Below are 22,207 nucleotides of genomic sequence, written 5' to 3'. Positions count from 1 at the left end.
AGCGCCTTCTGGCTGTCCGTGTAGTAGGTCCGCGTTCGATACTTCATCTGCAACATCCTTCTGCCTACGGCAGTTTTCAGTGTGTTGCATCGACCGGTTGAATCCGCAGCCATTTACGGCTCTACGGCAATGCCTTGAAACTTCATGGCGGCCGCGAAGTTCGCGCGCATCTGAGCTTGCTTCTCCGGGGAATTGGTCAAGCGCAGGTTGTCCCAATGGGCGAAGGCGCCTCTTTCGATGCTCACCAACTGCCCTCCACCATACGAGCCATGTTCCACGTAGACCGTCACAGTTTGCGAGCCCTCTCTCTATAGCAAGGAGAACCTGTCGATGCTCTGCACCTCGAAGCCCTCGCTGCTTCGCACTCCTTGTTTGCCAATCCAAGTGAACATCTGGGCTCCATCGTCGAATGACTGGTTCTGGCCGACTGTAGCCTGTCGGCTAGCAGGCGCTTCAGGCCCGCTTACGTCATTTACCCTTGATCGCCAAGTGGCGGCCGTGCGAACGACAGGGGTCGAAGATGCCGGAGCTACCATTCGGACTGCACAGCATGGGAGCTCCTGGCCGCGACGAGTACGTACAGCATGGTCGCGCGGCTCATCGCTCTTGTGGCAGCGGAGCCAACGGTCAGGGGAGCTGTCACCCGCCTGTCGCCGAAAGCCCGACGACCTACCAGCGCACACGTACGCCGAGCGAGCCCTGCACCGAATTCTTGAGCCTGGCGTCCCCACCCGAAGCCCACAGCTTGCCAACCTCGCCGTACACGCTCACGCGTTCGTTTGTTGCCAGCGTGAAGCCACCGGCGAGTTCGGTGGAGGTGTGCCCGGTCGGGCTCTGGAGCTCAGTCAATGCGCTGGGCGTGCTGAAGCGTAGAACATCCGTCTGGTTGGAGGCCCAATAGACGTTCACGCGACCGTAGGGCTGCAGCATCCCGGCGCCGGTTGCGATCTGTCCTTTCAAGCGCACGCCAGCGCGCGCGAGCCAGTTGCTGTCGGCGTCCTGCACGATCCGCGTGAAGGCGACCCCCAGGTCGTCAATGTCGAGCTTCTGGTAGGCGATCTGCAACTGCGGTTCAATGCTCCAAGTGCCCCCGAGCGGAAAAGACTTCCCGCCTTCCAGCGAGTTGATCAGGCTGGTGCCTTTTCCATTCAACCGCAGGCCACCCAACGGCTGAAGCGTGTACCGATGGCGCCCTGCCTGCAGCACCGCATCTGCATACCACCCGTCCTGGTTCGTGTACGTGCCGTAAGCGGCGAAGAACTGATTGCGCAGATCATTGCTTCCCACAGAAAGTCCTTGAATGCCGCGTGCGAAGCCGCTGACGTCTACGTCACCGTCAAGCTGTCCGACGTATAGGCCGACGCGCCAGTTCGGATTGGCCCAGACATCCGTACCCGCTTGGACGCCATTCAGGCGACCGTCGCTGGTCGGACTGACGGTGCCCTCTTGGCGGATGTTCATGTCCGTCGTGATCACCCGCGCCCAGGCGCGACGATCCGAAAGGCCTGGGTCTGCCGATACCGGCCCAGAACCCTTTACGTCGTCGTCGCCGATGCGCTGATGCAGATTACCGATCATCGCCACGGCGCTTTGCCGCATCTGGCTCGGCAGTGCAGCCAGCAAAGGAGCTTCGACGCGGTAAGTCGGGATCGGGAGCGGGACGAACCCTGGATTGGGTGAAGGAGGCGTCGGTCCTGGCGTTGGGCCGGGAGAAGGCGACGGTTCGGGAGGCGGCTGGATGGTCGAGCGGAGGTACCAGTTCTCGCCGGCGCCCGAAGCGTCAGCCGGATAGAGCTTGTATTCGAACGCACCAGCATCCACGTGTCCCCCGTAGGCAGTAAACGCGTTGCGAGTGGTCTGTGCGGTCGTATTCGCGCCATTGATGCCGGTCACTACCTCGACGCCGTTGCCGACCGTAATGCCGCCGAGTCCGGCGACGTTGGTGAACTGCAGGTTCGTCACTCCACTCGCCACCGCCGCCGCCCCATCAAGCACCAGCCGATCCGCGACGCCACCAGGACCCACACCGACCGCCACCACCCCGCCGCTACCCACCACCGGGCCTGCGATGGTCAGCGTGTTGCCCGTCCCGGCGCCGACCGACACGGTGCCGGCGTTGTTCAGGCCGGCGATGCGTTGCGGCAAACCGGCGAGATCCAGCGCGGCGCCGCTGGCGATGCTATGCGCTGAGCCGCTGCTGAAAGTATTCGCCGCCCCGGCGCGCAACGTCCCGGCGGCTACGGTCGTCGCGCCACTGTACGTATTGGCCGCCGTGAGTGTGAGCACGCCGGCCCCGTCCTTGCTCAATGCACCGGTACCAGAAATCTGACCATTGATCGTTTCGCTGAATGCGCCGGTGTCGATCACGGGGTCATTCCTGCCCGTCAATTCGATGTTGTTTGCAAGCGCCAGGCCGTCGACCGTGAAGCCGAGCGTGGTGCCATCGTCCATGCGTAGCGCGCCGCTTCCGAGCGCGCCGGCATTGCCGATGTCCAGCCGGCCTCCTTTAAGCGCAGTGCCGCCGGTGTAGGTGTTCGCACTGGGCAGCGTCAACGTCCCCGCACCTGACTTGGCTAGGATGCCGTCACCCGACAGCAGGCCAGTCCAGGTCACGCCGAGGCCGTTGCTGTCGATGGTCGAGGTCGTTCCGGCCACGAGCGTCGCGTTGACGTCGGTAGACAGTGCCGTTCCGAAAGCCTGGATCGTTCCACCACCCAGGTTGAATGCGTAGGCGCCGGTTGTGCTCTCGAAATTGCGCCGCAATGAACTGCCACCCACCTGCAGGGTACCTCCGTTCAAGTTGTATGTACCGCCACCGCTTCCCGCGAGATAGAGGTTGGCATTGTTCGCGATCGTCAGGGTGCCGCCGGTTTGCTGAATCGTGCCTGTGCCTTGGGCCGCGGCAGTCGCCAGGTGATTGCCGATGATGAGATCGGCACCGTTCACTGTGACCTGCCCAGTGCCGCCGATGTTCAAGGTACCGGTGCTTGGCGTCAGCACTCCAGCGCTCTCGTTGCGACCGATCACCATCTGCCCCGGCCCATTGAACGCGAGCGAACCGCCGGTGATGTTGTAGACGCCGGTGCCACCTTGATTGCCGATGCTGAAGGCAGCGCAGTGAGCTATGTCACCGCAGAAATTGATGGCGACGTTGCCGCCAGTCTGGTTGACGGTCCCAGTGCCGCCGAACGATCCCAGCGTCAGGCTCTGGCCTAGCGTGAGGCTGCCGCCGCTGACGTTGAGAGAGCCGACATTGGTCGCCGGATCTGCGCCGAGGCCTAGCACCAGCGAGCCCGCATTCGTAGCTCCGCTTGTCTGAGCAAGCGCACCCCCGCCGCCGACGATCAGTTCGCCGCCGGCTGCAGCGCTTCCAAAGGTCGCGTTGTCGATCGTGAGCGTGCCGGTGCCGGCCTTGATGAAAGTGCCGTGCGGGGTATCCCACGCGTTTCCGATGAACGACACAGTTCCAGAGTAGCTTTGGTGGCCATTGTCGGCACCGACCACCAACGTTCGTGTACCGGCATTGACGGCGCCCGCGCCAGTAAGGCTCGGAAGACCCACTCCAGGAATACCGAGGCCCGGAATCGGTGTCGTGACCGCCGCTAAGTCGAAAGTGGCTCCGCTGGCCACGTTCACAGGCCCTACGACCAGTCCGCCCGGCCCGAGTGCCAAGGTCCCGGCGGCAATGTTGGTCAGGCCCGCGTAGGTGTTGATGGCGCCCAGGTTCAAGGTGCCTGCGCCGGCCTTGATCAAGCCGCCGCTGCCCGATAACACCCCGGACCAAGTCGCGCCGAGACCAGCGGTGTCGATGGTCGAGTTCGTGCCAACGGCCAGCGTCGCATTGACGTCGGTGACCAGCGGGCTGCCGATGACCTGGATGGTTCCGCCGCCCAGGTTGAACGCATAGGTGCCGGCGCCGCTAAGGTAGTTGTGTCCGAGGGAGGCGCCGCCAATCTGCAGCACCCCGCCGTTCAGGTTGTACGTCGCTGTGCCACTGCCCGCAAGATAGAAGCTGGCGGAGTTGTCGATGGTCAGCGTGCCGCCGGTCTGATTGATTGTTCCGCTTGCTGGACCAACTCCGGGGGTAACGACGTTGTTGCCGACGACCACGGTTCCGCCACCGTTTACGAGCATCTGCCCACCAGCGATGTTCAAGATCCCGCTGGTGGCGCCTTGGTTGACGTTCCGACCGAGCACGACGAAGCCGGGACCCGTGAAGCTCAACATGCCGTTGGACAAGTTGTAGACCCCGGTGCCCCCCTGATTTCCGATGTTGAAGCCTATGCAGCGGGCTACGTCACCACAGCCCGGTGCGAGTGCCACGGTGCCACCGCTTTGCGTCGCAGTGCCGCTGCCTCCGAAGGAGCCCATGGTCAAGGTCGTATCGATATTGAGCGTGCCGCCACTCACATTCAACGCTCCCGCGTTGCCGGTCGTCAGACCAAGAACGAGGACAGCGACGCGAGTCTCCTGGCCGGCCTGCGCGATCGCGATCGCGCCGCCGTTCACGACGAACTCGCCCTCTTGTACCGGGTTCACCCGGCCGATGGTGGCGCGGTCGATGGTCAATGTGCCGCTGCCTGCCTTGACGAACAGGCCGTGGGCCGCAGCCGACGAGATGCCGTCGAGTGCAATCTGCCCGGAGAAGCTCGTGGAGGTTCCGTCACCACCGACGACCACGGCGTTGGTCCCTTGGACGATGGTGCCGGAGCCCGACAGGTTCTGGAGCACGAAGACTGCGGGATTGGGCGCGACGCCCGTCGCGGCGGCGAGATTGAAGAGTCCGCCAGCGCCGATGTTGAGCCCGAAGCCGGTGATTTGGCCTGTACCCGATGCCGTCAGCGTGCCATTGCCACCGTTACCGAGTTGAATGATCGGAGCGGGCGGACCCGCTGGCGTGGCGTTGAGGTTACCGCCGGTAATGACATTGACAATGCCAGCGCCCGAAGGGCTGCCAATGTTCACGACGCTCTCGTCCCTGGGAGCGGAGACGTTGACCGTCGATCCGTCCGTGACATTCAGTTGAGCGCCCGCAGGCATTGGAGCAAGGAGTTCGACGCCACACAGCACCGCGATAGCCGTGCTGATTCGTCGGCGCCTTAGTCGCGGAAGGCTGGTGCGCGCGAGCGCTGCCTGGTTGAAGGAGGTGACGACGGCGGAGGTCGAGAGCATGTTGCGTTCCTTCTTTTTCGATGACACGCACTGCTTATTGCATCGCTGCGAGCAGATGCGTGCCGGTTGGGTGACGCGCTAACGGAGCTCTGGGCTGCTTCGACTGCAATTGAAAGTCAGTTCGGAGTCAGCCAGCTTGATGACGGCGGAGCATCCTCCTGTCTACTGCCGGTGGCAAGCGCGGCCATGGGGCAAGGTCCCCGTTGATGTTTCAAATTGAAAGCGCCACGCTTAAGGCTGCGAACTTGTGGTCCAAAGACCTACAAGGCATTCTTGGTCCCTAGCCCTTTTTTTGCCCAGGTCGGGGCGCTCGATCACGTCGCTGCAGAAGCGCGCGCTCTGGTTGTTGTCTCCTTGTGATCATTGGCGGGTACGCCGGACGGAACTCCTGTCGCAGTCCAAGGCGGTCGAGGGGGCGACGGGCACGAGGCCGTGGCACTCGGTGCTCACGGGGGTGCCCTCGGCCGTGGGGGTCATGTCATGCTCCTTGAAGAAGATCGCCATCTCGGCGAGGAAGGCATCGGCGATCCGACGCGCGCAATCAGTCATGGCGCGAGCTCCCCGTGGGCCATCAGTGCATGGCCGCTGTTACCAGCGTTTCGCTAGCAGCGGGAAGGCGGCCGGTCTTGCGCAGGCCACGCGCGGCCAACCAGAAAAGCAACCCCGACGCAAGGCCATGATGTCCAACACCGGAAGCACGGTGGTCGGTGGCATTGCCGAGCCGCCCTGGGCGAGCCGGTCGCTCGCGAAGCCGAGCGCAAAGTTGCCGATCGCGCTCGCGAACAGGTTGATCAGGAACATGTTGAAGCCCGCGACGGTCGAGCGCATGCGAACCGGCACCAGTCCCTGGATCACCGCGTTCGCCGGACCATATAGCGCCAACGGAAGGAAGAAGCCGGCACACATCCCGATGTAGAAGAGCACTGAGCCCGCGGGCGCGAAACGATAGGCGACCACGAGGGGGCCGCACACGACCACCAGCACCGCCATGAAGACCGCGTGGCCGCCATCCAGCCTTCGCGCGAAGCGGTCGCCGAGCATGCCACCGGCCACCGGCCACCGAGCCGAGCGTGCCGAAGGCAATCTGCAGGATGTCGATGGTATCGATCGCACTCACTGGGTATGACGATCCGGATCGCGTTCGAGCCTCGCTGCCGCACCATCACGCGGCGAAGGCGCCAGATTTGATCATCTGCTGACTAGCTCCAGGCAGGGCAAGGCTCGTTCGCGAGTCGCTCGTGCGCGGTGGTGCGCCCATTGGACCGCTTTGTGGGTGCGACCGGCCATAGGAGATCGGTGCACGACAGGCCGATCATGGCCGCGATGCGAAGGCCTCCCAAAGTTCGGCAAGTCCGCAAAGGGCACGTACGCGACTAACGGTGTGCACGCCTGATGACTGCTTAGGGACTGTTCCCGATAAGGCGTGTTCTGCCCCTGAACTTCCGCTCGTGGCTATTGCAGACGTAGCCCTTTGCCGCTCCGGGCCCCTTGCCCCAATCACCGTCCTGGCGATCGCGCCGAACGCGTTACTGTCGTCTCAGCATCAAACCCGCGCTCGAACTGAGCTCACTCCCCCGGCAGACAAATCCAGTGCCACCGCACCACGGGGTGACCGCAGTAACTCACGGCCACCCGCTGAATCTGGGAGATGTCCCCAGAGGCGTCACCGGCAGCAGCCCATCGCTGGTCCATCCAAACCACGGCCTCAAAGAGATCGTCCAGATCACCCGTTAAGTCATATCGATTCAGCAAGGCGTCAGTCAGCTCGCGGCTCGAAATCCCGTCACCGAGGGCAGCTTCGTCGCGCAGGACATCGAGTCGCGGCTGTCCCGTACGAACGTATGAGTATGCAGACACCGTCTTTGCGTGATGACCTGTCAGCGCAGGTTTCGACTGCGGGTTTTCGATCGCAAACGTCAAGACGGCACCCGAAAGCAGCGCTCCCGCGAGGAAGGAGCCAATGAGCCGGATTGTTCCCGAACGCCCCTCTGCAGCAGCGGCTGCGAAATGGGCTTTGAACCACGGGCTGACCATAGGAGCGTCCCAGCCTCAAGTATCACGATGAAGCGCTCGACGCTTTGCGCAAGCCAAGGAAAATGACCGCCCCGACAACTGTCAGGACGCCAGCCCCCTGATGCAACGTCACGTGCTGGTCGAGGATCAGCGCGCCGAGGCCCATCGCCATCACAGGCTCAACGCTCATGATGGGCGAATTGGCCGCAACGCCAAGCCGCGGAAGCACGGTGAACAGCATCGTGATTGCACTCCCGTAGAGAATGGTCAGTGCCGCCAATCCATACCAGCCCGAAGTCGAGCCTGGCCAGGCCGGCCCTCCTCCGATCCAGACCGCAGGCAGGGCGACGGAACTAACGACCAGCAAGGTGCACGCACTGCGAAAGCGTCCGTCTAGTTCGACGACCTCATGCTGCGTCAATGTCAGGGCCAGGGCGAACAACACCGAGGCAGCAAGCGCCAACACGGTGCCATACCCATGTAATAGAGAAGCCCCGAACGAATCGCGCAGGGTCCGTCCCGCCGACACGTCCAGGGCCAGAGCCAAGCCGATCAGGACGATCGGCATGACGATCAACACCGTTCGACCACAACGCTGGCGATACAAGCCCCAGGAGGCCAACCCGATCCATATCGGGTAAGTGTTGAAGACAAGCACCGCCATTCCTACCGAAAGCACCTGCACCGCCGAATACAGGCAAATGCCTTGCAGGCCAAGAAGGAGGCCGATCGCGCCAAGCATCCACCCCTGCCGCGAGTTCGGCGTCGCTCGAATCCGACCCACCGCGCACAGAACGAACAAGAGGCAAGCGGTGACCCCACTACGGACCGCGAGCGCGGTGTAGATGCTCGTGCCACTGTCGAACGCAATCCGTGCAGCGACGACACTGCCGGCAAGCATGCCGGCCAGCAACAAGAGCGCCGCGAAGGAAAGCGGGGCCAACGCAGTTGGGATCATGCCGGGCCGAATTCGTGGGCCGCCTGGCACTTTGCCGGTGCAGCCGGACAAGCCGAGGCAATGGGCGTCCCCTCCAGCGTCAGCGGAGCGACCTGCACGCCCGATGGCAGACTTCCATCCGCCACCAATGCCGCAAGCGTTCCTGCAAGCAGGACCAGCCACGCTGCTGTCACGCTGACAGCCAACGTGAAGCTGCGATGCGCGAAGGATCGGTCTTCTGCCAACCCACCTGGACGAATCGTTGGATGCGAGGATTGCATGGTGCCCCCGAACTATGCGCAACCAAAGAGTGCGCGAACCGGATCGTAGAGATCGAGCCGTCGGGGGACATACCCCAATCAGGGTATTTGATGAACGAAGTTGGCGCCGCCTTAGTGAACCCTTGCATGCGGGAGACTGCGTCACCAACGCGTCGAATCGTCGCGCGGCGCTATCGAGGTTGGCAGCCGAAGGGAGATCCGTGTCCCGCCCTCGATCCCCGGCCCCACACTCAGTGTGCCCCCGAGTCGATCAGCACGCCTGCGCATGCCCGCAAGGCCGCGGCCGGCGACGGTGGCGCCGGGCACGCCCGCAGCGAGCCCGGAGCCGTTGTCGGCGACCTCGATCAGCACATGACGGCCGGCCGGCGCCGCCGTGATTGTGATGGCGCTTGCGCAAGCGTGGCGCACCGCATTGTTCAGCGCTTCCTGGACCACGCGCAGCACCGCCAGCGCACCCTGCGGCGTCAAGCCGTCGAGTGACGGCAAAGGCTCGACTTTCCAGTGCAGTTGGATCTCCAGCGCAGCCAGCCGAGGGGTAAGGCGCTCGCGCAGGTTGCCAAGCAGCGCGAGAAGGTCATTGCCAGCCAGGTCCAGCGAATCGACAATGAAGCGAAGGTCCTGCAGGGCATCCTCGATGTTGTGAACCAGCACCTGGGGATCTCCGTCCCTCTTTTGCGCCAGGCGCAGGGCCGTGGTCAATTGAGCGCCCAGGCCATCGTGCATGTCGGTCAGAAGTCGCGCACGCTCTTCAACAATGGCCGCCTGCTGCTCTCGCGCGGCCTGCTCACGGTCGCGCACGAATCGCTCAACGAAGAAGAAAAGCAGCACGCAGAACATCGGCAACGAATCGCTCGGCGTCAGCATGAAGGGATCCCTGGGCAGAACGCCCGCCACCAAGCCGAGGAACTGGACGAAGCCCAGAAACCAGATCAGCTCTGCACCCGCCAGCGCGAACGCGCGCCAACTGCGTTCCTGCCATGCCCAACGCCACAGCATCGCAGTCGCGACGAGCCGCAACACGGCGAAGGGCAGCGAAATCACGGTCACCGCCAGGATCGACCCCGGGATCAAAGCGACCGCGACAAGAGCCGCCAGCGTGAGCAAAGCGGTCGCGCGCAGCACATGCGGGAACCAGTGCCACGTGCTGCGACTGACGCGCCAAATCAGATCGAGCAGCGCCCAGGTGAAGCAATTCACCAGAAAGGAGATGAGAAGAAGGTGCTCGTCCGCGGTCAGTGGCAGATCGGGGAAGAGATAGACGACGAGAAGGGCCGTCCATAGCGCTGTCACGAGCACGAAACGCCAATTCTCGAAGTGTCCCTGGCGCCATGAAATGATGCATGCGAAAAGCAACGTCGCCACCATCAGGGTGAGCAACGCCTGGGGAATGACCCGCTGCGGGATCTCGCGCACGAGCCAAGCCGTGTGCAACGACGCGAATGGTCCCACACGGATCACCGACAGTCGCCCGCCCGCGACCGGATTTCCCTGAACGCGCACAAGCAACTCGTTCTCTCCTTTTCGAAAGAGTCCCGAAGGTAACAGCATGAGGTGTGACTGGTTGGTCATCTGGCTGCCGATGTGGCCACCAGGCTGCAGAAACCGGGTGGCCGGATTTAGAACCGATCCATTGAAGATGAACTGGCCCGTGACCGCCACGGTAGCCACAAACAGTGCGGTGGCGTGCGACGGCGGTTCATCAAGCATGAAGCGCACGCGGTACCAAACCATGCCGTCCAGCTTCGGATGAGAGCGATGCCAGACATCCGGAAGGACCGTTGTCTCCCAGGCGCCGGCAGGGGTTTTGTCGGCGTCGCTGACCACTGAGTCGGCGCGGTCGAAGCGCAGGTCGACTACGCCCATGCCGGGCGCATCGGCGCGCGCGAGCCATGCGACGGACGTGCCCCCTGCGATCAGGACTCCGCACGCAATGACGCAGCTACGCAGCGGGCCCCACGCCGCCGAGAATCCCATGAGGACGCCGCCTCTCTGTGAATGGAATGGCGTGGAGCGTGACAGCCCGTCTAAAAATGGTCAACCATCGCCGGAGTCAACCTCCCCAGTCTGGAGGAGGTGTCCGGATCCCGAGATCGCTCGCATCAGGGTCACCACGGCAGGCTGACGAAAACCAGCGGTCAACACAGTCAGTCCGTCGACCATCACTTCGCACGTGCGACCCGCATGAAAGGAGACGTCTTCGTGCCGGCCTTCCTGCGTCATCCAGATGCACCCTCGCTCGACGCGAACGACGGTGCCACGTGCCATGCGCAATCGTGTTGGCGCATACGGCAAGACAATCATTCTCGAAGCGGTCGATAGTAGGGCCATAGCGCGTCCTCGATGACGACCGAAGGTACGCATCGCGCTAGCCCAGCGCATGCCTGAATCACGGTATTCGCAGGCCGTCGACTACCTTCCAACGTCAGCGCAGTTGGCCAGTCGCTCTGGCGCGGTTTACCGCCTGGGTCCTGTTGTTCACGGCTAGCTTGTCGTAGATGTTCTTTACGTGCGTGCTCACGGTATGACGTGACAGCGACAGAAGTTCCGCCGTCTCGGGCACAGAGTGGCCAATGGCGATATACGACAGAATCTCGATTTCCCGCTCGGTCAGCGCGTCCAGGGTATGAGTTGGGCGAGGGCTCCGTCCCGTTGTTGCGTTTGGCGGATACGACGCAAGGGCAAGTCGCTTGAGCAAGTGCCGCGCAATGGCCGCTGAAAGGGGTGCTTCGCCCGCATTCACCTGAAAGATCGCCTTTTCCAACTCCTGCCGAGAGGTCTCTTTCAACAGATACCCGCTCGCGCCAGCCTCCAGCGCCTGCACAACGTGTGCCTCATCGCCGAACACCGTCATTACCAACACCCGAACGCGGGGCGAGATTTCCAGCAGCTCGCGAATCAGCTGGATGCCACTTCCATCGGGGAGCCCCAGATCGATCACGGCCACATCTGGAGGGCCCAGCTTCGCCATGGAGGCCCTCGCACTTGCCAAGCTGGTCGCCGTGCCTGCCAGACCCAATTTTTGAGAAGTGCGCACCATCTCGACGAACTCGGCGAGCAGGAACTCATCGTCTTCGACAATTAGGACGGAAATGACCTGACCCGACTCTGTCATGAGGCGACCCGATAGATGCGGACGCGAAGAGTCTAACGTCGCAAGGGCTCACTCAATTCCAGGCCGACGGGCTGTCGGCGCCATCTACCCAACTTTGTGGATCCAAAGTCCCGAACGCACTCGCACTCGCACTCGCACTCAGCTCGACAGCTTGGACTCTGCTCGAGGTTGTCCAAAAGTATCCTTCCAAACGTTGGTGATACAGGCATGGCAAGTCGAGATACGCTACGCGCGCTACTGCAGGTCTTCCCTCTTTGGTGCGGCGAACCCCAACACCTCCCATATGCATGATGAGCGCGCCCGCGTGAACGTTGAACGCAGTAGGCAACGCATCGCTCCGCGGGCCTGTACGACCCAACCAGGAGCACGATCATGGATTCCGTGGAACTGGCCCAGCGGTATTTCTCAGCTTGGAACCTGCGTGATGCGGGAGCCGTGCTCGAAACGTTTGCCCCGGGTGGTACGTACTGCGACCCCGTTACGGCGGGTCCGGTTGCGGGTGAAGCGTTTCGGTCCTACATGGAGCAGCTTTGGTCGGCGTTTCCCGACTTGAGCTTCGAACCGGGGCGCATGGACGCGGCATCTGACGGCGTCGTGTGCGCCGCGTGGACCATGCTGGGGACCAACACCGGGTCGCTGCTGGGCCTCCCGCCGACGGGGAAGCCCGCATTCCTGCCTGGACTCGATGTGGTTCAGACTTCCCCGGACGGAGTCAAGAGCGTGGTCGGCTATTTCGACTCAGCCACCTTGCAGCGGCAAATGGGGTGGCAAATCATCGTTCAGCCAAAGGAACTGGGGCCGATAACCTTGGGCAAGGGCACCACGGTGCGTCGCAGCCTCCTGGCCGATGCCCAGACCTTGACCGTCACCGAAATTGTCGCGCGTGACGACGAAAATACGGTCTTCGTCAACGAGCTATCGCGTCACGTTTTGGCTGAACTCATGGCGGGCGATGCCATGCAGACATTCACCAGCGTAGTTGGTGGCCACCGTTTGACAACGATTGTCACCTGGGCGTCTCCTGAGGAAATGAAGTCTGCAATGCATAGCGGCCCGCATGCTCAGGCGATGTCCAAGTTCTTTGCAACGCCCGGGATCGAGGGAGCCGCTATCGATGTCTTCACGCGGCTCCAGCACGGCAAGCAATACCGGCGCTGCCACGCTTGCCAAAAGATGGTGGCCCTGGCAGGGTCCACTGGCCGATGTGGCTGCGGGGAAGCTGTGCAGGCGGTCACCTAAGGGCCCGACTGCCATGTCGGTCGAGTTGGCGCCCGTCGTCTGCACGGAACTGGAGAATTCTGCCGTATCGGCGAGCGCGAGGAGTGCATGCGCACGAATGTGCTGAGCCGTTATCGGACCGTGTCTCGTTGTCGTTGCTGATTGCCGCGCTGGCGAGCGTCTCCGTTTCGTGGTTTCTGTTCTTCTTGCCAACCTTTGGGTTGTTGATTGCAGGAATTTTCGGACTGATGCTGCCAACAAAGGATTTCTACATTGAGCGAAACGCGCGCCGCCGCGCGCCTCAGGAGTCACCTAGCCGTCGAGGCGACTTGTCAGTGGAACGGCATTCGGACAGCGTTGACCTGAAAACTCAGGCCGAGTTGGTATTTTCGGCCCTAGGCGTTACGGTATTCGAAGAGCGGTTCAGCCCGAACTATCCTCCCGATGGTCACTACTTCATGGGCTTCGCGCTGAACGCCGCTATTGAGGTGTGTGAAGCCGAGGAAGAGGGTGCGAACCAGTATCCCTATTGGGTGATAGTAGGTAGCCCTGAGCGTAGGAACGGCCTTGGCCTCTTGCCGTCAGACCCATCGGTGTTGGCTTCAATCCTCACATCGGCCGGCATGCATTCGCGACCTTTGCGCTGAGCGTTCTTTGGGCCGAGGCTCCGTCAAGCGCAAGAGGCTACAGTTGGCCAGGAGGTCGAGTCGCCGCCCATGAACAGCGCGATACCCACGATCCCTCGTCGCCGATCACTGCGATTTCTGCAGATCCGCCGTTCTCCAGTACGGCAGCGAGACGAACGCGGTCGTCGGAAAGTACACGGGGGTGATCGTGGCGCCGGGCTCGTACAGCAGGCGGCCGAGAGGGAGCTCGACGGGTTCGATTTGCGGAGCCAGCGCTGAAGCTCCGCCACCGGTACTGCGGAGAGCAGACCGCTCTTCTTGACGTCCTCGAAATCGACCATCGGATTCTGTGCCTCAAGTCGTGCGGCGCCTGGACGGCGCCAGCTATCTCCAGAATCGATTTCGTGTGTTTGATACCGTACTTAGGCTCGTGGTTTCTCCAGCGCGCATGACGTCGGTGGATGTCTACCACGCCGAAAGCGCCTACGCCGATAAGGCTTCAGGACTCACGGACGGCTCTTGCTCTTCGTCCCTAGCGTGTGACCTACAGGGGACTTGATATGGCCATTTCCGTTTTTCTCGTCGAAGACAACCCGCAGATCAGAGCCAACCTCATCCCTGCCCTCCAAGAACTGGGCTCCGCAAGCGTCATCGCCGTCGCCGAAGCCGAAGAGGAAGCTATCAACTGGCTGGCGCTTCACAAGGGGAAGTGGGATCTAGCCGTCGTTGATTTTTTCCTGAAGGAGGGCACCGGCATCGGCGTCGTGCGGTGGTGCGACGGTCGCGGGGCAAACCAGCGCGTGGTCGTCCTCACCAACTATCCAACGCAAGCAACACGCGCGGCGTTCAAGGATGCTGGGGCGGATCTGGTGTTCGACAAGTCAACAGAGCTGGAAGCGTTCTTCGATTACTGCCTGAGCAGGCAACCAGGATAGAGCACACATTCAATTCAACGCGATCTCCTCCTAGTCCTGCTACCGCCAGGCGCGACTCCTCCCGCCATCACCTACAGGCTTTCGCCATACACCTTGCCACCTCCATTCGATCCGTGGCTAACAAGTTCTGTCACCGCTGACGTCGCTTTGGCCACGCATGCGCGCTCGGAAACGCTTGCCAGCCTTCGTGCGCAGCGTTTGGCTAGCCTGCTGAGTTCAGCGGCCCGCGGGTCGGCGCACTACCGCAAGGTGTTTGCAGGCCGAAATCCGATGCATTCACGCCTCGCTGATCTGCCGATCGCGCGCAAGGCTGAACTGATGCAGCGGTTTGACGACTGGGTCACCGATCCGACGCTTCGCCTCGACGCGCTGCGCCGCTTCGTGTCCGACCGCTTGTGCATCGCCGCCCCTTTTTTGGACCGCTACGTGGTGTGGGAGAGTTCAGGCAGCAGCGGCGAGCCCGCCGTTTTCGCGCAGGATCCCAAGGCGATGGCGGTGTACGACACACTCGGGTTCTGGCGCGGGCCCGGGCTGAGGCGGACGGCCAACCCGTTGTCCGTTGGGGAGCGAGTCGCCTTCGTCGGCGCCACGGGCGGACACTTCGCGAGTTGGGTGTCAATGGAGCGCCTGCACCGATTGAATCCGGCGCTGGCCGGCAGCCTGCACGGCATCTCGTTCCTGCAGCGCGCTAGCGACCTGGTCGCACAGCAGAACGCGCTGGCGCCGACCGTGGTTGCTACCTACCCCAGCGTCGCAGTGCTGCTCGCGGAGGAACGGCTTGCCGGACGGCTCAGCGCGGTCCCGCGCGAGCTTTCGACGGGTGGTGAAGATCTGTCGGCGTCTACCCGCGCGTATGTGCAACTGGCACTGAACTGCCGTGTGACCATCAGCTACGGGGCCTCGGAGTTCTTACCTCTGGCCTTCGAATGCCGTTGCGGCAGCGTACATCTGAACAGCGACTGGGCGATCCTCGAATCCGTCGACAAGCGTGGCCGAGGAGTACCGGCGGGGGAGGTCGGCGCGACCTAACCTTGCCAATCATGTGCAGCCACTGATTCGCTACGACCTTGGCGACCGCGTGACGTTGCAGGCTGCGGTCTGTGCGTGCGGTTCTCATCATCCGGTGATCGATGTGCAGGGTCGCAACGACGAAATGCTGCAATTAGGCGGACCAGGCGCGCGGACGGTGCGTATCTCCCCGCTGGCCGTCAGTACGGTGCTAGAAGACGACGCGGGTCTGTTCGACTTTCAGCTGGAGCAACAGGGCCCCTGCGGTCTTCTGCTTCGCACAAGCATGCACGGCAAGACGGCCGATTCGAGCCTGCAGGGGGCACGAGTGGCGCTCGCGCACTTTCTGATAGGGCAAGGTGCGCACGGCGTCCACATCAAATGCCGCAGCGGCGAGGCAAGCGGCGCGGGCGCAGCGGAAAGGTGCAGCGGATTGTTTCCTTGTGAGTACCCCGGGGAGTTCACCAGAGATCTCCTTCAGATCCCAGTGTTCAGTACTTGCCAACGCCTTTGCGCTCAACGCAACAAGTTGCGTGCTTGGGTTTCGAAGAAGCGCAGCATCTCCTCGCCGGCATGCGGTCCCAGCGGATCGGCAAAAGACCCGGCCAGGCTACCGCCCGACCATGCGTGCGCCGCGTCGTGCAGGGTCCAATGTTCGCCACGCACGCCAGAGCATTGCTTAACGTAGTTGCGCCGGGTGAACCGCCGTCCATCGGAGCCGGTCTGCTCGCAGGATTCGAAGGCGCAGTCGGCTCCCAACGATGCTTCGATGACCCGAGTTCCATTGACGTGGTGCACCACGTCATCCCTGTCGTCGTGGAAAACGATCGTCGGCATTTCGCGCGCGGCGCTCACTTCGTACGGGGCGCCTCGCAGCGCCGCCAAGCCGGAGGACAAATCGACCCCAGCACGCGCTGCCAGACCCGAGTGCACACCGACAGCAGCGAACACTTCAGGAAAAAAATCACCCAGCAGCGCAGCCATTGCACCGCCGGCTGACAGGCCGGCGACGTAGATGCGATCTGGATCGATTCTTTGCTCATTCGAAATCTGCAGGGTGAGTGCAACGATGCGCGCAGGATCGCCCTGGCTGCGCGTTTGATGGGCCCGATCGAACCAATTCCAGCATTGGAGCGCGTTAGCACTGGTAGGTTGCGCCGGATAAAGCACAACGAATCCATATCGCTCAGCCGCCGAGTTCATCGCCGTGCCGGCCGCAAAGTCGCCTGGATTCATGGCCCGCGCCGTGGAGCATCACGACCATCGGCGCCGCGCGGCGCGTCGCACTGGCCGGCACGCACAGGCTGTAGTCGTCATGGACGGTCGTCATCGGCACGGACGGACTTGTTGCGGGTCCTGGCGATGCCGACGGGAAGAATGTGACTCCAGCCTCAGACACCATCTGGAACCAGGAGAGAAACGGATTGAATGTCATGAACGGGATTGTCTTCGCCATGTAGTCGTCAAGGCACTCTGGCAGTAGCGTGACCTGCTGACGGTCCTCGCCTTCGATGAATCGCTTCATGGGCCACCACCTCGTTCAGACGGGTTGGCTCAATATAGGCGACCATCTGAGATGTTTCCACACACCCTCGGCCCACTGCAGTCATAGCAGTTGTTCCGAAGCGGACGCTTGATCGTGATGATGTCAGGGCTTCTAGGATCCCGGTGATAGCCCTGACGGTCGTAGCGCACACAAGCCGAGCGCACCTCTCGACGTTGCCGTCGAGCCAATTCCTCGCGACGGTCGAGACTGGCTAGCGAATCGCGTTGAGCTGGCCGGCCGAACGGAAGCGGGCTCGGAGGAGGGCCGTGGCCCACCAGGTCAAGGCTACGTTGGCGAAGAGGCCGACGATGACGATGACTGCCGCACGATCTGCAAACCCTTGGCCAGGGTCCAACAGCAGTAGCGCGAGGGACCATGGCAGAGCGCAAAGGATTGCGGCCATGAGCATGATGCTGTGTTCACCTGGTCGCAATGTGGCAGCGGCCAAGGCGGCCGCGATGGCGGACCATGCGCCGGGCAACCACCATGCGTGGCGATACAAGATGGGTAGAAGGCGGGTTCTCATGGCAGAAATTGTGCGTTGAACGTGGCAGTGGCACTTGAGCACACGCAAGGGCCATGCATGATCATGGTCCAGCACCACCTGAGTCAAATCGAAGTCGGCCGGCCGAGAGATTCCGCTGGCGGCGGAGGCCAACACGATGCCGCGGATTCTCTCGTTGCTCAGTTGTGCGATGGGGCCCGGGCGGAGCGCAACGTCGCAGCAACCAGATCGATTCCGGCGCGCATGCACGACTCCTCGAGCTCCGCGATCAGGCGATCAATCTGACCGAGGAACGCGACCTTGTTCAGCGGTGGCGCTTGAATACATAGGTCCCATGCAAGATCAGCCACCTGCTTTTCCCCCGCGCATCTGGCCCATGAACGAACTTCGCAATAGCAGATGGCTGCCAAGTTCGCTAGGTCAGCTTCTCGGCGAGCGTAAGCGATCTCCGCGCCGAGATCTTCAAGGCGCAGCCGCAGAGTGGGGGTAAGGCCAGGCGTTTTCATGCTGCAATGCAACATTGCCAGCCGGAGGTGGCATCGTCAAGCTCGAGATTAGGGTGCCCGCCTCATATCAGGCCGGCCTCCGAAGCGATGGCAGCGAGAGCGAGCTGGCGCAGAGGTCAAGCGATTTGGGCCCTTCGCAGAGGGGCGTTTGGCGCACAGCGGGCATAGAAATGCTGGCGAGCGAGCAAAGCCGGCCGCCTTCACCCAAGTTGCTCGGCAAGCCCGACGATGATTCCTTCAGGCCCACGAATATAGGCAAGCCGGTACGATTTCTCGTATTGCATCTGGCCAATGAGTTCTGCGTCGTAGGCCGGCATCTGCGCGAGGACAGCATCGATGTCGTCGACGGCAAACATGATGCGACGAAGACCCAGAGCGTTCACCGGCGCGTCCACGGGCCCGAACCTGACTGCGCTCGGCGTGTGGAATTTGTCCAGTCCAACTCCTGCCCATCAGGAGTCCGTAGCATCGCGATGGTGGCTCGGACGTTTCCAAGCCCTATCAAGCTGCCGACAGAAGGCCCTTCCACGGTGGTTTGCCCCTCAAGCTCGAACCCCAACTCTACAAAGAACGCCTTCACCTTTTCGAGATCGTCGACAACGATCAGGACGTTGTCCATTCGATTGATTGTCATGTCCTTCGATCTGGCGGCGCTGGCGTGAGACATGCCTGCGCTCAGCAAGAACTATTGAGGCGTGCCCGTTTTCTCCTTGGGATTCGTCGGCACATCGGGCCGCTCGCCCTTCACGCCCGCTTGGGGTTTTAGGTCACCCTTGCTCGGCTTCACCTCTGCTCGGCTCATCGCACCCGTCGGCTGCGGGGCGTTTGGCTGGTTGTTAGTCATGGTCGAAGGTTCGCCCTTTGGAACCGTGGTATTCGCCGGACTGCGGTTTTCTGAGCGAGCTTCGGATTTCACTTCTTCACGTGCAGGATTGCTTCCGTCGGGACGCTGCGTCCGATTCGCGACGCCGGCAGGCGTTTTCGTGCTGGCCTGTCCTCCCTTTGCAGGATCAGTTGCAGCAGGCTGCGCTGTGGTCTGAGCAAGAACGCTGCTCGAGAGGCTGAGGATGCCGACGAGCGCAACTGTGGTGAAAATCTTTCTCTGCTTCATGGCGGTCTCCCAAGCGAGTGTTGCCCCCAATTGAGGGCGTTACCAATTTTGGAGAGGTGTTGCGTCCAGACTGTCAGGTTCCGGCCCCGCAGATGTAGGTCTGCACGTCTGCCTCCGAGGTCTGCGGGAGAGCTTCCTAATGCATATCCCCACGCAATTCGCCGCGGCCAGAAAGCTCTTCGCTAATGCTTGAATCCTCTTCCTCGACCGCACTACTCTGAATTTTGCGCCGGCGTCAACACCTAGGGTCGTCCTTGAACGGACTTTCGACTGTTGGGCTCACCCAGCCGAGAAGCAGACGTCGCCCGCAACGGCTCCTTCCAGCTAGTCAAGCATCCTTCGCGGAAGCTTGATGGTGAAGACACAGCCCGTGCCAGGTACGTCCCGAACGGTCAAAACGCCTCCATCCGCCTCGACGCTTCGTCGCGCAATGGAAAGACCGAGTCCCAACCCGCTCTTGTTCTCCCCGACTTGAACAAAGGGCTTGAAGATGCGCGAGGCAGCGTTTGGAGGAAGACCTCCGCAGTGGTCCTTGACGTCGACCAAGACATAGTCGCCTTCGGTATGGGCGCTCAGTGTGACCTCGGTGTGAGCATGGGTGAACTTCAAGGCATTCTGAAGCAAGTTCACCAAAGCCGCCAGGAGCCGTTCCCGATTGCCGGAGATGCCCAGCGTGGCGTCGACGTCGGGGACCAAGAAGGTGCAGCCCTTAGCGCTCGCGTCGAGCGAGGCGACGTTCCTGGCCTCCGCGACGAACAACGCGACCGAAAAGGCTGCCTCCTGAGGCGCTTCGGCCGTGCCCTTGACCTGGAACAGCGACACGTTGAGCAGGGTCGCCAACGAAGTCAGGCTCCTTTTCAGCACGGCGCCGGTTGCGCCGCCGACGGGAACCCTTCCCGACTCCAGGGCCGTGAATGCAAGCGTTGCAGTGTGCAAATAGTTCCGCAGCTCGTGCACCAGCACGCCCAGGCGCTCGTTCTCATCGGCGGTCTGTTGAAGTGCGACGCTGGCGTCCCGCCAGATGCCGAACTCGGTGACCGCGTCGGCAATCGCGTTGTCGAGGCAACGGTTCAGCGTGCGAAATTCGTCGACGGAGAATGGGGCGTCGAGTTCAACGGCGAGGTCTGTGATGGCCTGGCAAAGATCGCCGTAGTCGTGCACCACCTGGTCGACGGAAAAGCCGAGCTCCAAAAGCTCCTTACCGTGCGCAGCGGCGCTCAGGCCCATCTCGGACAAGGCAGCTGCGTCGCCGCCAGCGGCACCTGAAATCCTGAAGCTCTCGTCGACCTCGCCGTTTTCCTGCGCTTCCAGCGTTCTCATCAACTGGTCCAGAAAAATCGGAACGCCGTTGGCAAGCTGCGCCGGCGTGGCTGCTCGCCTGGGCCGCTGTGCAACCTTGGCCTTGCACCGTTCAATGAGTTCGTCGCGGTGGTTGTAGAGGAATCTATGCATATGGTCCTCCATGAGTAACGCCGGCTTCAGCAAAGTCGAAATGTTCAGTGGAGAGACTCGGCGCCCCCGGCGCGCTTCGGCGCGGCTCGGCTCGGCCATGAACTCACATCATGCGCTCTGTGCGCGATGTCGGACGCGAACCGGCCGGGAACCCTGTCCGTCGGGGCTGGCATAGCCCCTCTTCAATAGTGGATTCTGCTTCTCCCTTCCGAACTGCGGTGTGACCCGCCGCTCGGCGAACGCAGTTTCGTGCGCCGATGTCGACGGCAGGTATGTCTTGGGCTGCCATCGCCGGGCTTCCCGAGCGCCAGAGCAGCGAATGCAGCGAATGCAGCCTTGGCCTATTGTCGAAGCCCCTTCGCAAGCGCACGATGGGGCCATGGGCGGCACTCAGAACGACCACAGCAGCACGCCTGGCGTCACACCGGAGCGCGCACTCGAGCTCCTCTGGCAGCAGGCCCCCGATTTCGCATTCGTGCTGCTGGACGCGGCCGGACGCATCACCGGTTGGCGAGGCGCGGCCGAGGCGATGCTCGGCCATGGGGAGGACGAGGTGATTGGCCAGCCGCTCGACATCATCTTCGTGCCTGAGGACTTGGCATTGGGCCTCGCGGACATGGAACGGACCGTCGCGCTCGCCATGGGCCATTCCGAAGACGACCGGTGGCACGTTCGCAAAGACGGCACGCGCATCTGGGTTGCGGGCAGCCTTGTTGCCCTACATGAGGGCGACCGGCACGTCGGCTATGCGAAGACCATGTGCGACCGCACCAACCTGCGCGCCCAGATGGAAACGACCGAAAATCGTCTTGACCACGCCCACGACGCCTTGCGGGGCCGGGACGTTTTCTTCGGCCGGCTGACGCACGAGGTTCGCAACGCGCTCGGCCCCATCCGCAGCGTCACCGACGTGGTGGAGCGGCGTGGCCTGGTCACCGCCGAACTGACGATGCCGCTCAACGTCGTCAAGCGCCAGGTCGCCCAGATGGAAAGGATGATGGAGGATCTGGCCGAGGTGGCCCGCTTCGGGGCGGGCAAGCTGCAACTCGTGAAGTCCACCTTCGATCTCGGCGTCGACCTGCGGGAGATCGCGGCAGTCGTCACGCCCGATGCGAAGGCCAAGCTGCAGACGCTCGAGGTGCTGACGCCTCCGGCGCCCATCCGGCTGCACGCTGACAAGGCGCGGGTGCATCAGATCGTGTTCAACCTGCTGCACAACGCCGTCAAGTACACGCCGCGCGGCGGGCGGATCTGGCTGCACTGCACGGTCGAGATCGATCAGGCCGTGATCAAGGTGAGCGACGACGGCCAGGGGATCCCGTCCGACCTGCTACCGGTCATCTTCGAGCTGTTCACGCAGGAAAACCCGCACCAGGCCCAAGGCGGCTTCGGCGTCGGTCTCTCTCTAGTCAAGGATCTGGTCGATGCCCATCAGGGCTTCGTCGAGGTGCGCTCCGACGGCAAGGGCCGCGGCAGCGAGTTCACCGTGCGCCTTCCGCTGCGCGCGCCCTCGATGGAAGACGCTTCGGGGCCCTGAAGCGCTGCCGGGACGCCTACCGCGCGGCGGACGGCCACAAACTCGACGCCACCCGTCGAGGATCAAGGAATCTGCGCGAGCCGACCGACATCGAGCCAATGCCTCTGCACGACAGCGAGCGCCAGCCCTGAGCACGGTGCCACCACGAGTGCGGCACTGGGCTCCAACGCGCCATCCACCACCCTCGCCCTGGTCTCGTTGGTCTTGAACTCAGGACCATGGCCGGCGCCGTCACGGCAACGGTAGTG

20 protein-coding genes and 1 pseudogene are annotated in these 22,207 nt (G+C 62.6%); 6 read left to right on the top strand and 15 right to left on the bottom strand.

Features of this window, described 5'->3' with window-relative positions:
* Window positions 1-669: 669 nt before the first annotated feature.
* From QTH90_RS30985 to QTH90_RS30955, 8 genes are all read right to left on the bottom strand, one after another.
* Window positions 670-5,172 carry an autotransporter domain-containing protein gene (locus tag QTH90_RS30985; protein ID WP_286668428.1) on the bottom strand — a complete coding sequence of 1,501 codons (4,503 nt, stop codon included), beginning with the start codon at window positions 5,170-5,172 and terminating at the stop codon, window positions 670-672.
* A 360-nt stretch (window positions 5,173-5,532) separates the two neighbouring features.
* Window positions 5,533-5,721 carry a hypothetical protein gene (locus QTH90_RS30980; RefSeq protein ID WP_286668427.1) on the bottom strand — a complete coding sequence of 63 codons (189 nt, stop codon included), beginning with the start codon at window positions 5,719-5,721 and terminating at the stop codon, window positions 5,533-5,535.
* Window positions 5,722-5,760: 39 nt separating this feature from the next.
* Complete coding sequence (locus QTH90_RS30975) at window positions 5,761-6,213, bottom strand: MFS transporter (RefSeq protein WP_286668426.1); 453 nt, start codon at window positions 6,211-6,213, stop codon at window positions 5,761-5,763.
* Window positions 6,214-6,738: 525 nt separating this feature from the next.
* Window positions 6,739-7,206, bottom strand: a complete 468-nt coding sequence (locus QTH90_RS30970) for a hypothetical protein (RefSeq protein WP_286668425.1) — start codon at window positions 7,204-7,206, stop codon at window positions 6,739-6,741.
* 22 nt (window positions 7,207-7,228) lie between these two features.
* Window positions 7,229-8,143: a DMT family transporter gene (locus QTH90_RS30965; RefSeq protein ID WP_286668424.1), complete on the bottom strand. Its 915-nt coding sequence runs from the start codon at window positions 8,141-8,143 to the stop codon at window positions 7,229-7,231.
* Between the two features lie 401 nt (window positions 8,144-8,544).
* On the bottom strand, window positions 8,545-10,377 hold the full coding sequence (locus QTH90_RS30960; RefSeq protein ID WP_286668423.1) for a sensor histidine kinase: 1,833 nt from the start codon (window positions 10,375-10,377) through the stop codon (window positions 8,545-8,547).
* A 60-nt stretch (window positions 10,378-10,437) separates the two neighbouring features.
* Window positions 10,438-10,704 (bottom strand): DUF2917 domain-containing protein, encoded by a 267-nt coding sequence (locus tag QTH90_RS31600; protein WP_353506655.1) that lies wholly within the window; start codon window positions 10,702-10,704, stop codon window positions 10,438-10,440.
* Window positions 10,705-10,825: 121 nt separating this feature from the next.
* Window positions 10,826-11,515: a response regulator gene (locus QTH90_RS30955; protein WP_286668422.1), complete on the bottom strand. Its 690-nt coding sequence runs from the start codon at window positions 11,513-11,515 to the stop codon at window positions 10,826-10,828.
* A 372-nt stretch (window positions 11,516-11,887) separates the two neighbouring features.
* Between QTH90_RS30955 and QTH90_RS30950 the strand changes: the two genes are divergently transcribed.
* The 4 genes from QTH90_RS30950 to QTH90_RS30935 all read left to right on the top strand — a co-directional run bounded on the left by QTH90_RS30950 (window position 11,888) and on the right by QTH90_RS30935 (window position 15,323).
* Window positions 11,888-12,754 (top strand): ester cyclase, encoded by an 867-nt coding sequence (locus QTH90_RS30950; protein WP_286668421.1) that lies wholly within the window; start codon window positions 11,888-11,890, stop codon window positions 12,752-12,754.
* A 128-nt stretch (window positions 12,755-12,882) separates the two neighbouring features.
* Window positions 12,883-13,380 (top strand): hypothetical protein, encoded by a 498-nt coding sequence (locus tag QTH90_RS30945; RefSeq protein ID WP_286668420.1) that lies wholly within the window; start codon window positions 12,883-12,885, stop codon window positions 13,378-13,380.
* 539 nt (window positions 13,381-13,919) lie between these two features.
* Complete coding sequence (locus QTH90_RS30940; protein ID WP_286668419.1) at window positions 13,920-14,294, top strand: response regulator; 375 nt, start codon at window positions 13,920-13,922, stop codon at window positions 14,292-14,294.
* 270 nt (window positions 14,295-14,564) lie between these two features.
* Complete coding sequence (locus tag QTH90_RS30935) at window positions 14,565-15,323, top strand: phenylacetate--CoA ligase family protein (RefSeq protein ID WP_286668418.1); 759 nt, start codon at window positions 14,565-14,567, stop codon at window positions 15,321-15,323.
* Window positions 15,324-15,513: 190 nt separating this feature from the next.
* On the opposite strand, the gene QTH90_RS30930 is transcribed toward QTH90_RS30935, so the two are convergent.
* The 3 genes from QTH90_RS30930 to QTH90_RS30920 are packed head-to-tail and all read right to left on the bottom strand — an operon-like array spanning window position 15,514 to window position 16,827.
* Entirely contained in the window at window positions 15,514-15,822 is a 309-nt protein-coding gene (locus tag QTH90_RS30930; RefSeq protein WP_286668417.1) for a hypothetical protein, read from the bottom strand.
* Entirely contained in the window at window positions 15,819-16,538 is a 720-nt protein-coding gene (locus QTH90_RS30925) for an extracellular catalytic domain type 1 short-chain-length polyhydroxyalkanoate depolymerase (RefSeq protein WP_286668416.1), read from the bottom strand. Before QTH90_RS30925 ends, QTH90_RS30930 begins: the two co-directional genes overlap by 4 nt.
* Window positions 16,489-16,827, bottom strand: a complete 339-nt coding sequence (locus QTH90_RS30920; RefSeq protein ID WP_286668432.1) for a hypothetical protein — start codon at window positions 16,825-16,827, stop codon at window positions 16,489-16,491. The genes QTH90_RS30925 and QTH90_RS30920 overlap by 50 nt, the downstream gene beginning before the upstream one ends.
* A 422-nt stretch (window positions 16,828-17,249) precedes the next feature.
* On the opposite strand from QTH90_RS30920, the gene QTH90_RS30915 reads away from it, so the two are divergent.
* A complete protein-coding gene (locus tag QTH90_RS30915; RefSeq protein ID WP_286668415.1) occupies window positions 17,250-17,393 on the top strand; it encodes a hypothetical protein in 144 nt (47 codons plus the stop codon).
* Between the two features lie 139 nt (window positions 17,394-17,532).
* Here QTH90_RS30915 and QTH90_RS30910 read toward each other — a convergent pair whose 3' ends face one another.
* The 4 genes and pseudogenes from QTH90_RS30910 to QTH90_RS30895 all read right to left on the bottom strand — a co-directional run bounded on the left by QTH90_RS30910 (window position 17,533) and on the right by QTH90_RS30895 (window position 20,422).
* Window positions 17,533-17,859 (bottom strand): hypothetical protein, encoded by a 327-nt coding sequence (locus tag QTH90_RS30910; RefSeq protein ID WP_286668414.1) that lies wholly within the window; start codon window positions 17,857-17,859, stop codon window positions 17,533-17,535.
* Window positions 17,860-18,059: 200 nt separating this feature from the next.
* Window positions 18,060-18,493: pseudogene (locus QTH90_RS30905) on the bottom strand (VOC family protein).
* A gap of 51 nt (window positions 18,494-18,544) precedes the next feature.
* Window positions 18,545-18,970, bottom strand: coding sequence for a serine/threonine protein kinase (locus QTH90_RS30900; protein ID WP_286668413.1), 426 nt, complete (start codon window positions 18,968-18,970; stop codon window positions 18,545-18,547).
* 324 nt (window positions 18,971-19,294) lie between these two features.
* Window positions 19,295-20,422 (bottom strand): sensor histidine kinase, encoded by a 1,128-nt coding sequence (locus QTH90_RS30895; RefSeq protein ID WP_286668431.1) that lies wholly within the window; start codon window positions 20,420-20,422, stop codon window positions 19,295-19,297.
* A 379-nt stretch (window positions 20,423-20,801) separates the two neighbouring features.
* Between QTH90_RS30895 and QTH90_RS30890 the strand changes: the two genes are divergently transcribed.
* The gene (locus QTH90_RS30890; protein ID WP_286668412.1) at window positions 20,802-21,959 is read left to right on the top strand and encodes a PAS domain-containing sensor histidine kinase; all 1,158 of its coding nucleotides are present in this window, start codon (window positions 20,802-20,804) and stop codon (window positions 21,957-21,959) included.
* Window positions 21,960-22,207: the final 248 nt, after the last annotated feature.

The organism is Variovorax flavidus (assembly GCF_030317145.1).
In the GTDB taxonomy this organism is placed as follows: Bacteria; Pseudomonadota; Gammaproteobacteria; order Burkholderiales; family Burkholderiaceae_C; genus Variovorax; species Variovorax flavidus.
Note: the sequence above shows the minus strand (reverse complement) of the source record. Positions and strands in the feature narration are given on the sequence as shown.

Excerpts from the sequence above, each read along its gene's own strand:
- QTH90_RS30925 (WP_286668416.1), bottom strand. The coding sequence starts at position 16,538 with ATGAATCCAGGCGACTTTGCGGCCGGCACGGCGATGAACTCGGCGGCT.
- QTH90_RS30985 (WP_286668428.1), bottom strand. The coding sequence starts at position 5,172 with ATGCTCTCGACCTCCGCCGTCGTCACCTCCTTCAACCAGGCAGCGCTC.
- QTH90_RS30955 (WP_286668422.1), bottom strand. The coding sequence starts at position 11,515 with ATGACAGAGTCGGGTCAGGTCATTTCCGTCCTAATTGTCGAAGACGAT.
- QTH90_RS30900 (WP_286668413.1), bottom strand. The coding sequence starts at position 18,970 with ATGAAGCAGAGAAAGATTTTCACCACAGTTGCGCTCGTCGGCATCCTC.
- QTH90_RS30975 (WP_286668426.1), bottom strand. The coding sequence starts at position 6,213 with ATGCTCGGCGACCGCTTCGCGCGAAGGCTGGATGGCGGCCACGCGGTC.
- QTH90_RS30980 (WP_286668427.1), bottom strand. The coding sequence starts at position 5,721 with ATGACTGATTGCGCGCGTCGGATCGCCGATGCCTTCCTCGCCGAGATG.
- QTH90_RS31600 (WP_353506655.1), bottom strand. The coding sequence starts at position 10,704 with ATGATTGTCTTGCCGTATGCGCCAACACGATTGCGCATGGCACGTGGC.
- QTH90_RS30970 (WP_286668425.1), bottom strand. The coding sequence starts at position 7,206 with ATGGTCAGCCCGTGGTTCAAAGCCCATTTCGCAGCCGCTGCTGCAGAG.
- QTH90_RS30910 (WP_286668414.1), bottom strand. The coding sequence starts at position 17,859 with ATGAAAACGCCTGGCCTTACCCCCACTCTGCGGCTGCGCCTTGAAGAT.
- QTH90_RS30920 (WP_286668432.1), bottom strand. The coding sequence starts at position 16,827 with ATGAAGCGATTCATCGAAGGCGAGGACCGTCAGCAGGTCACGCTACTG.
- QTH90_RS30960 (WP_286668423.1), bottom strand. The coding sequence starts at position 10,377 with ATGGGATTCTCGGCGGCGTGGGGCCCGCTGCGTAGCTGCGTCATTGCG.
- QTH90_RS30940 (WP_286668419.1), top strand. The coding sequence starts at position 13,920 with ATGGCCATTTCCGTTTTTCTCGTCGAAGACAACCCGCAGATCAGAGCC.
- QTH90_RS30895 (WP_286668431.1), bottom strand. The coding sequence starts at position 20,422 with ATGCATAGATTCCTCTACAACCACCGCGACGAACTCATTGAACGGTGC.
- QTH90_RS30950 (WP_286668421.1), top strand. The coding sequence starts at position 11,888 with ATGGATTCCGTGGAACTGGCCCAGCGGTATTTCTCAGCTTGGAACCTG.
- QTH90_RS30915 (WP_286668415.1), top strand. The coding sequence starts at position 17,250 with ATGAGCATGATGCTGTGTTCACCTGGTCGCAATGTGGCAGCGGCCAAG.
- QTH90_RS30935 (WP_286668418.1), top strand. The coding sequence starts at position 14,565 with ATGCATTCACGCCTCGCTGATCTGCCGATCGCGCGCAAGGCTGAACTG.
- QTH90_RS30890 (WP_286668412.1), top strand. The coding sequence starts at position 20,802 with ATGGGCGGCACTCAGAACGACCACAGCAGCACGCCTGGCGTCACACCG.
- QTH90_RS30965 (WP_286668424.1), bottom strand. The coding sequence starts at position 8,143 with ATGATCCCAACTGCGTTGGCCCCGCTTTCCTTCGCGGCGCTCTTGTTG.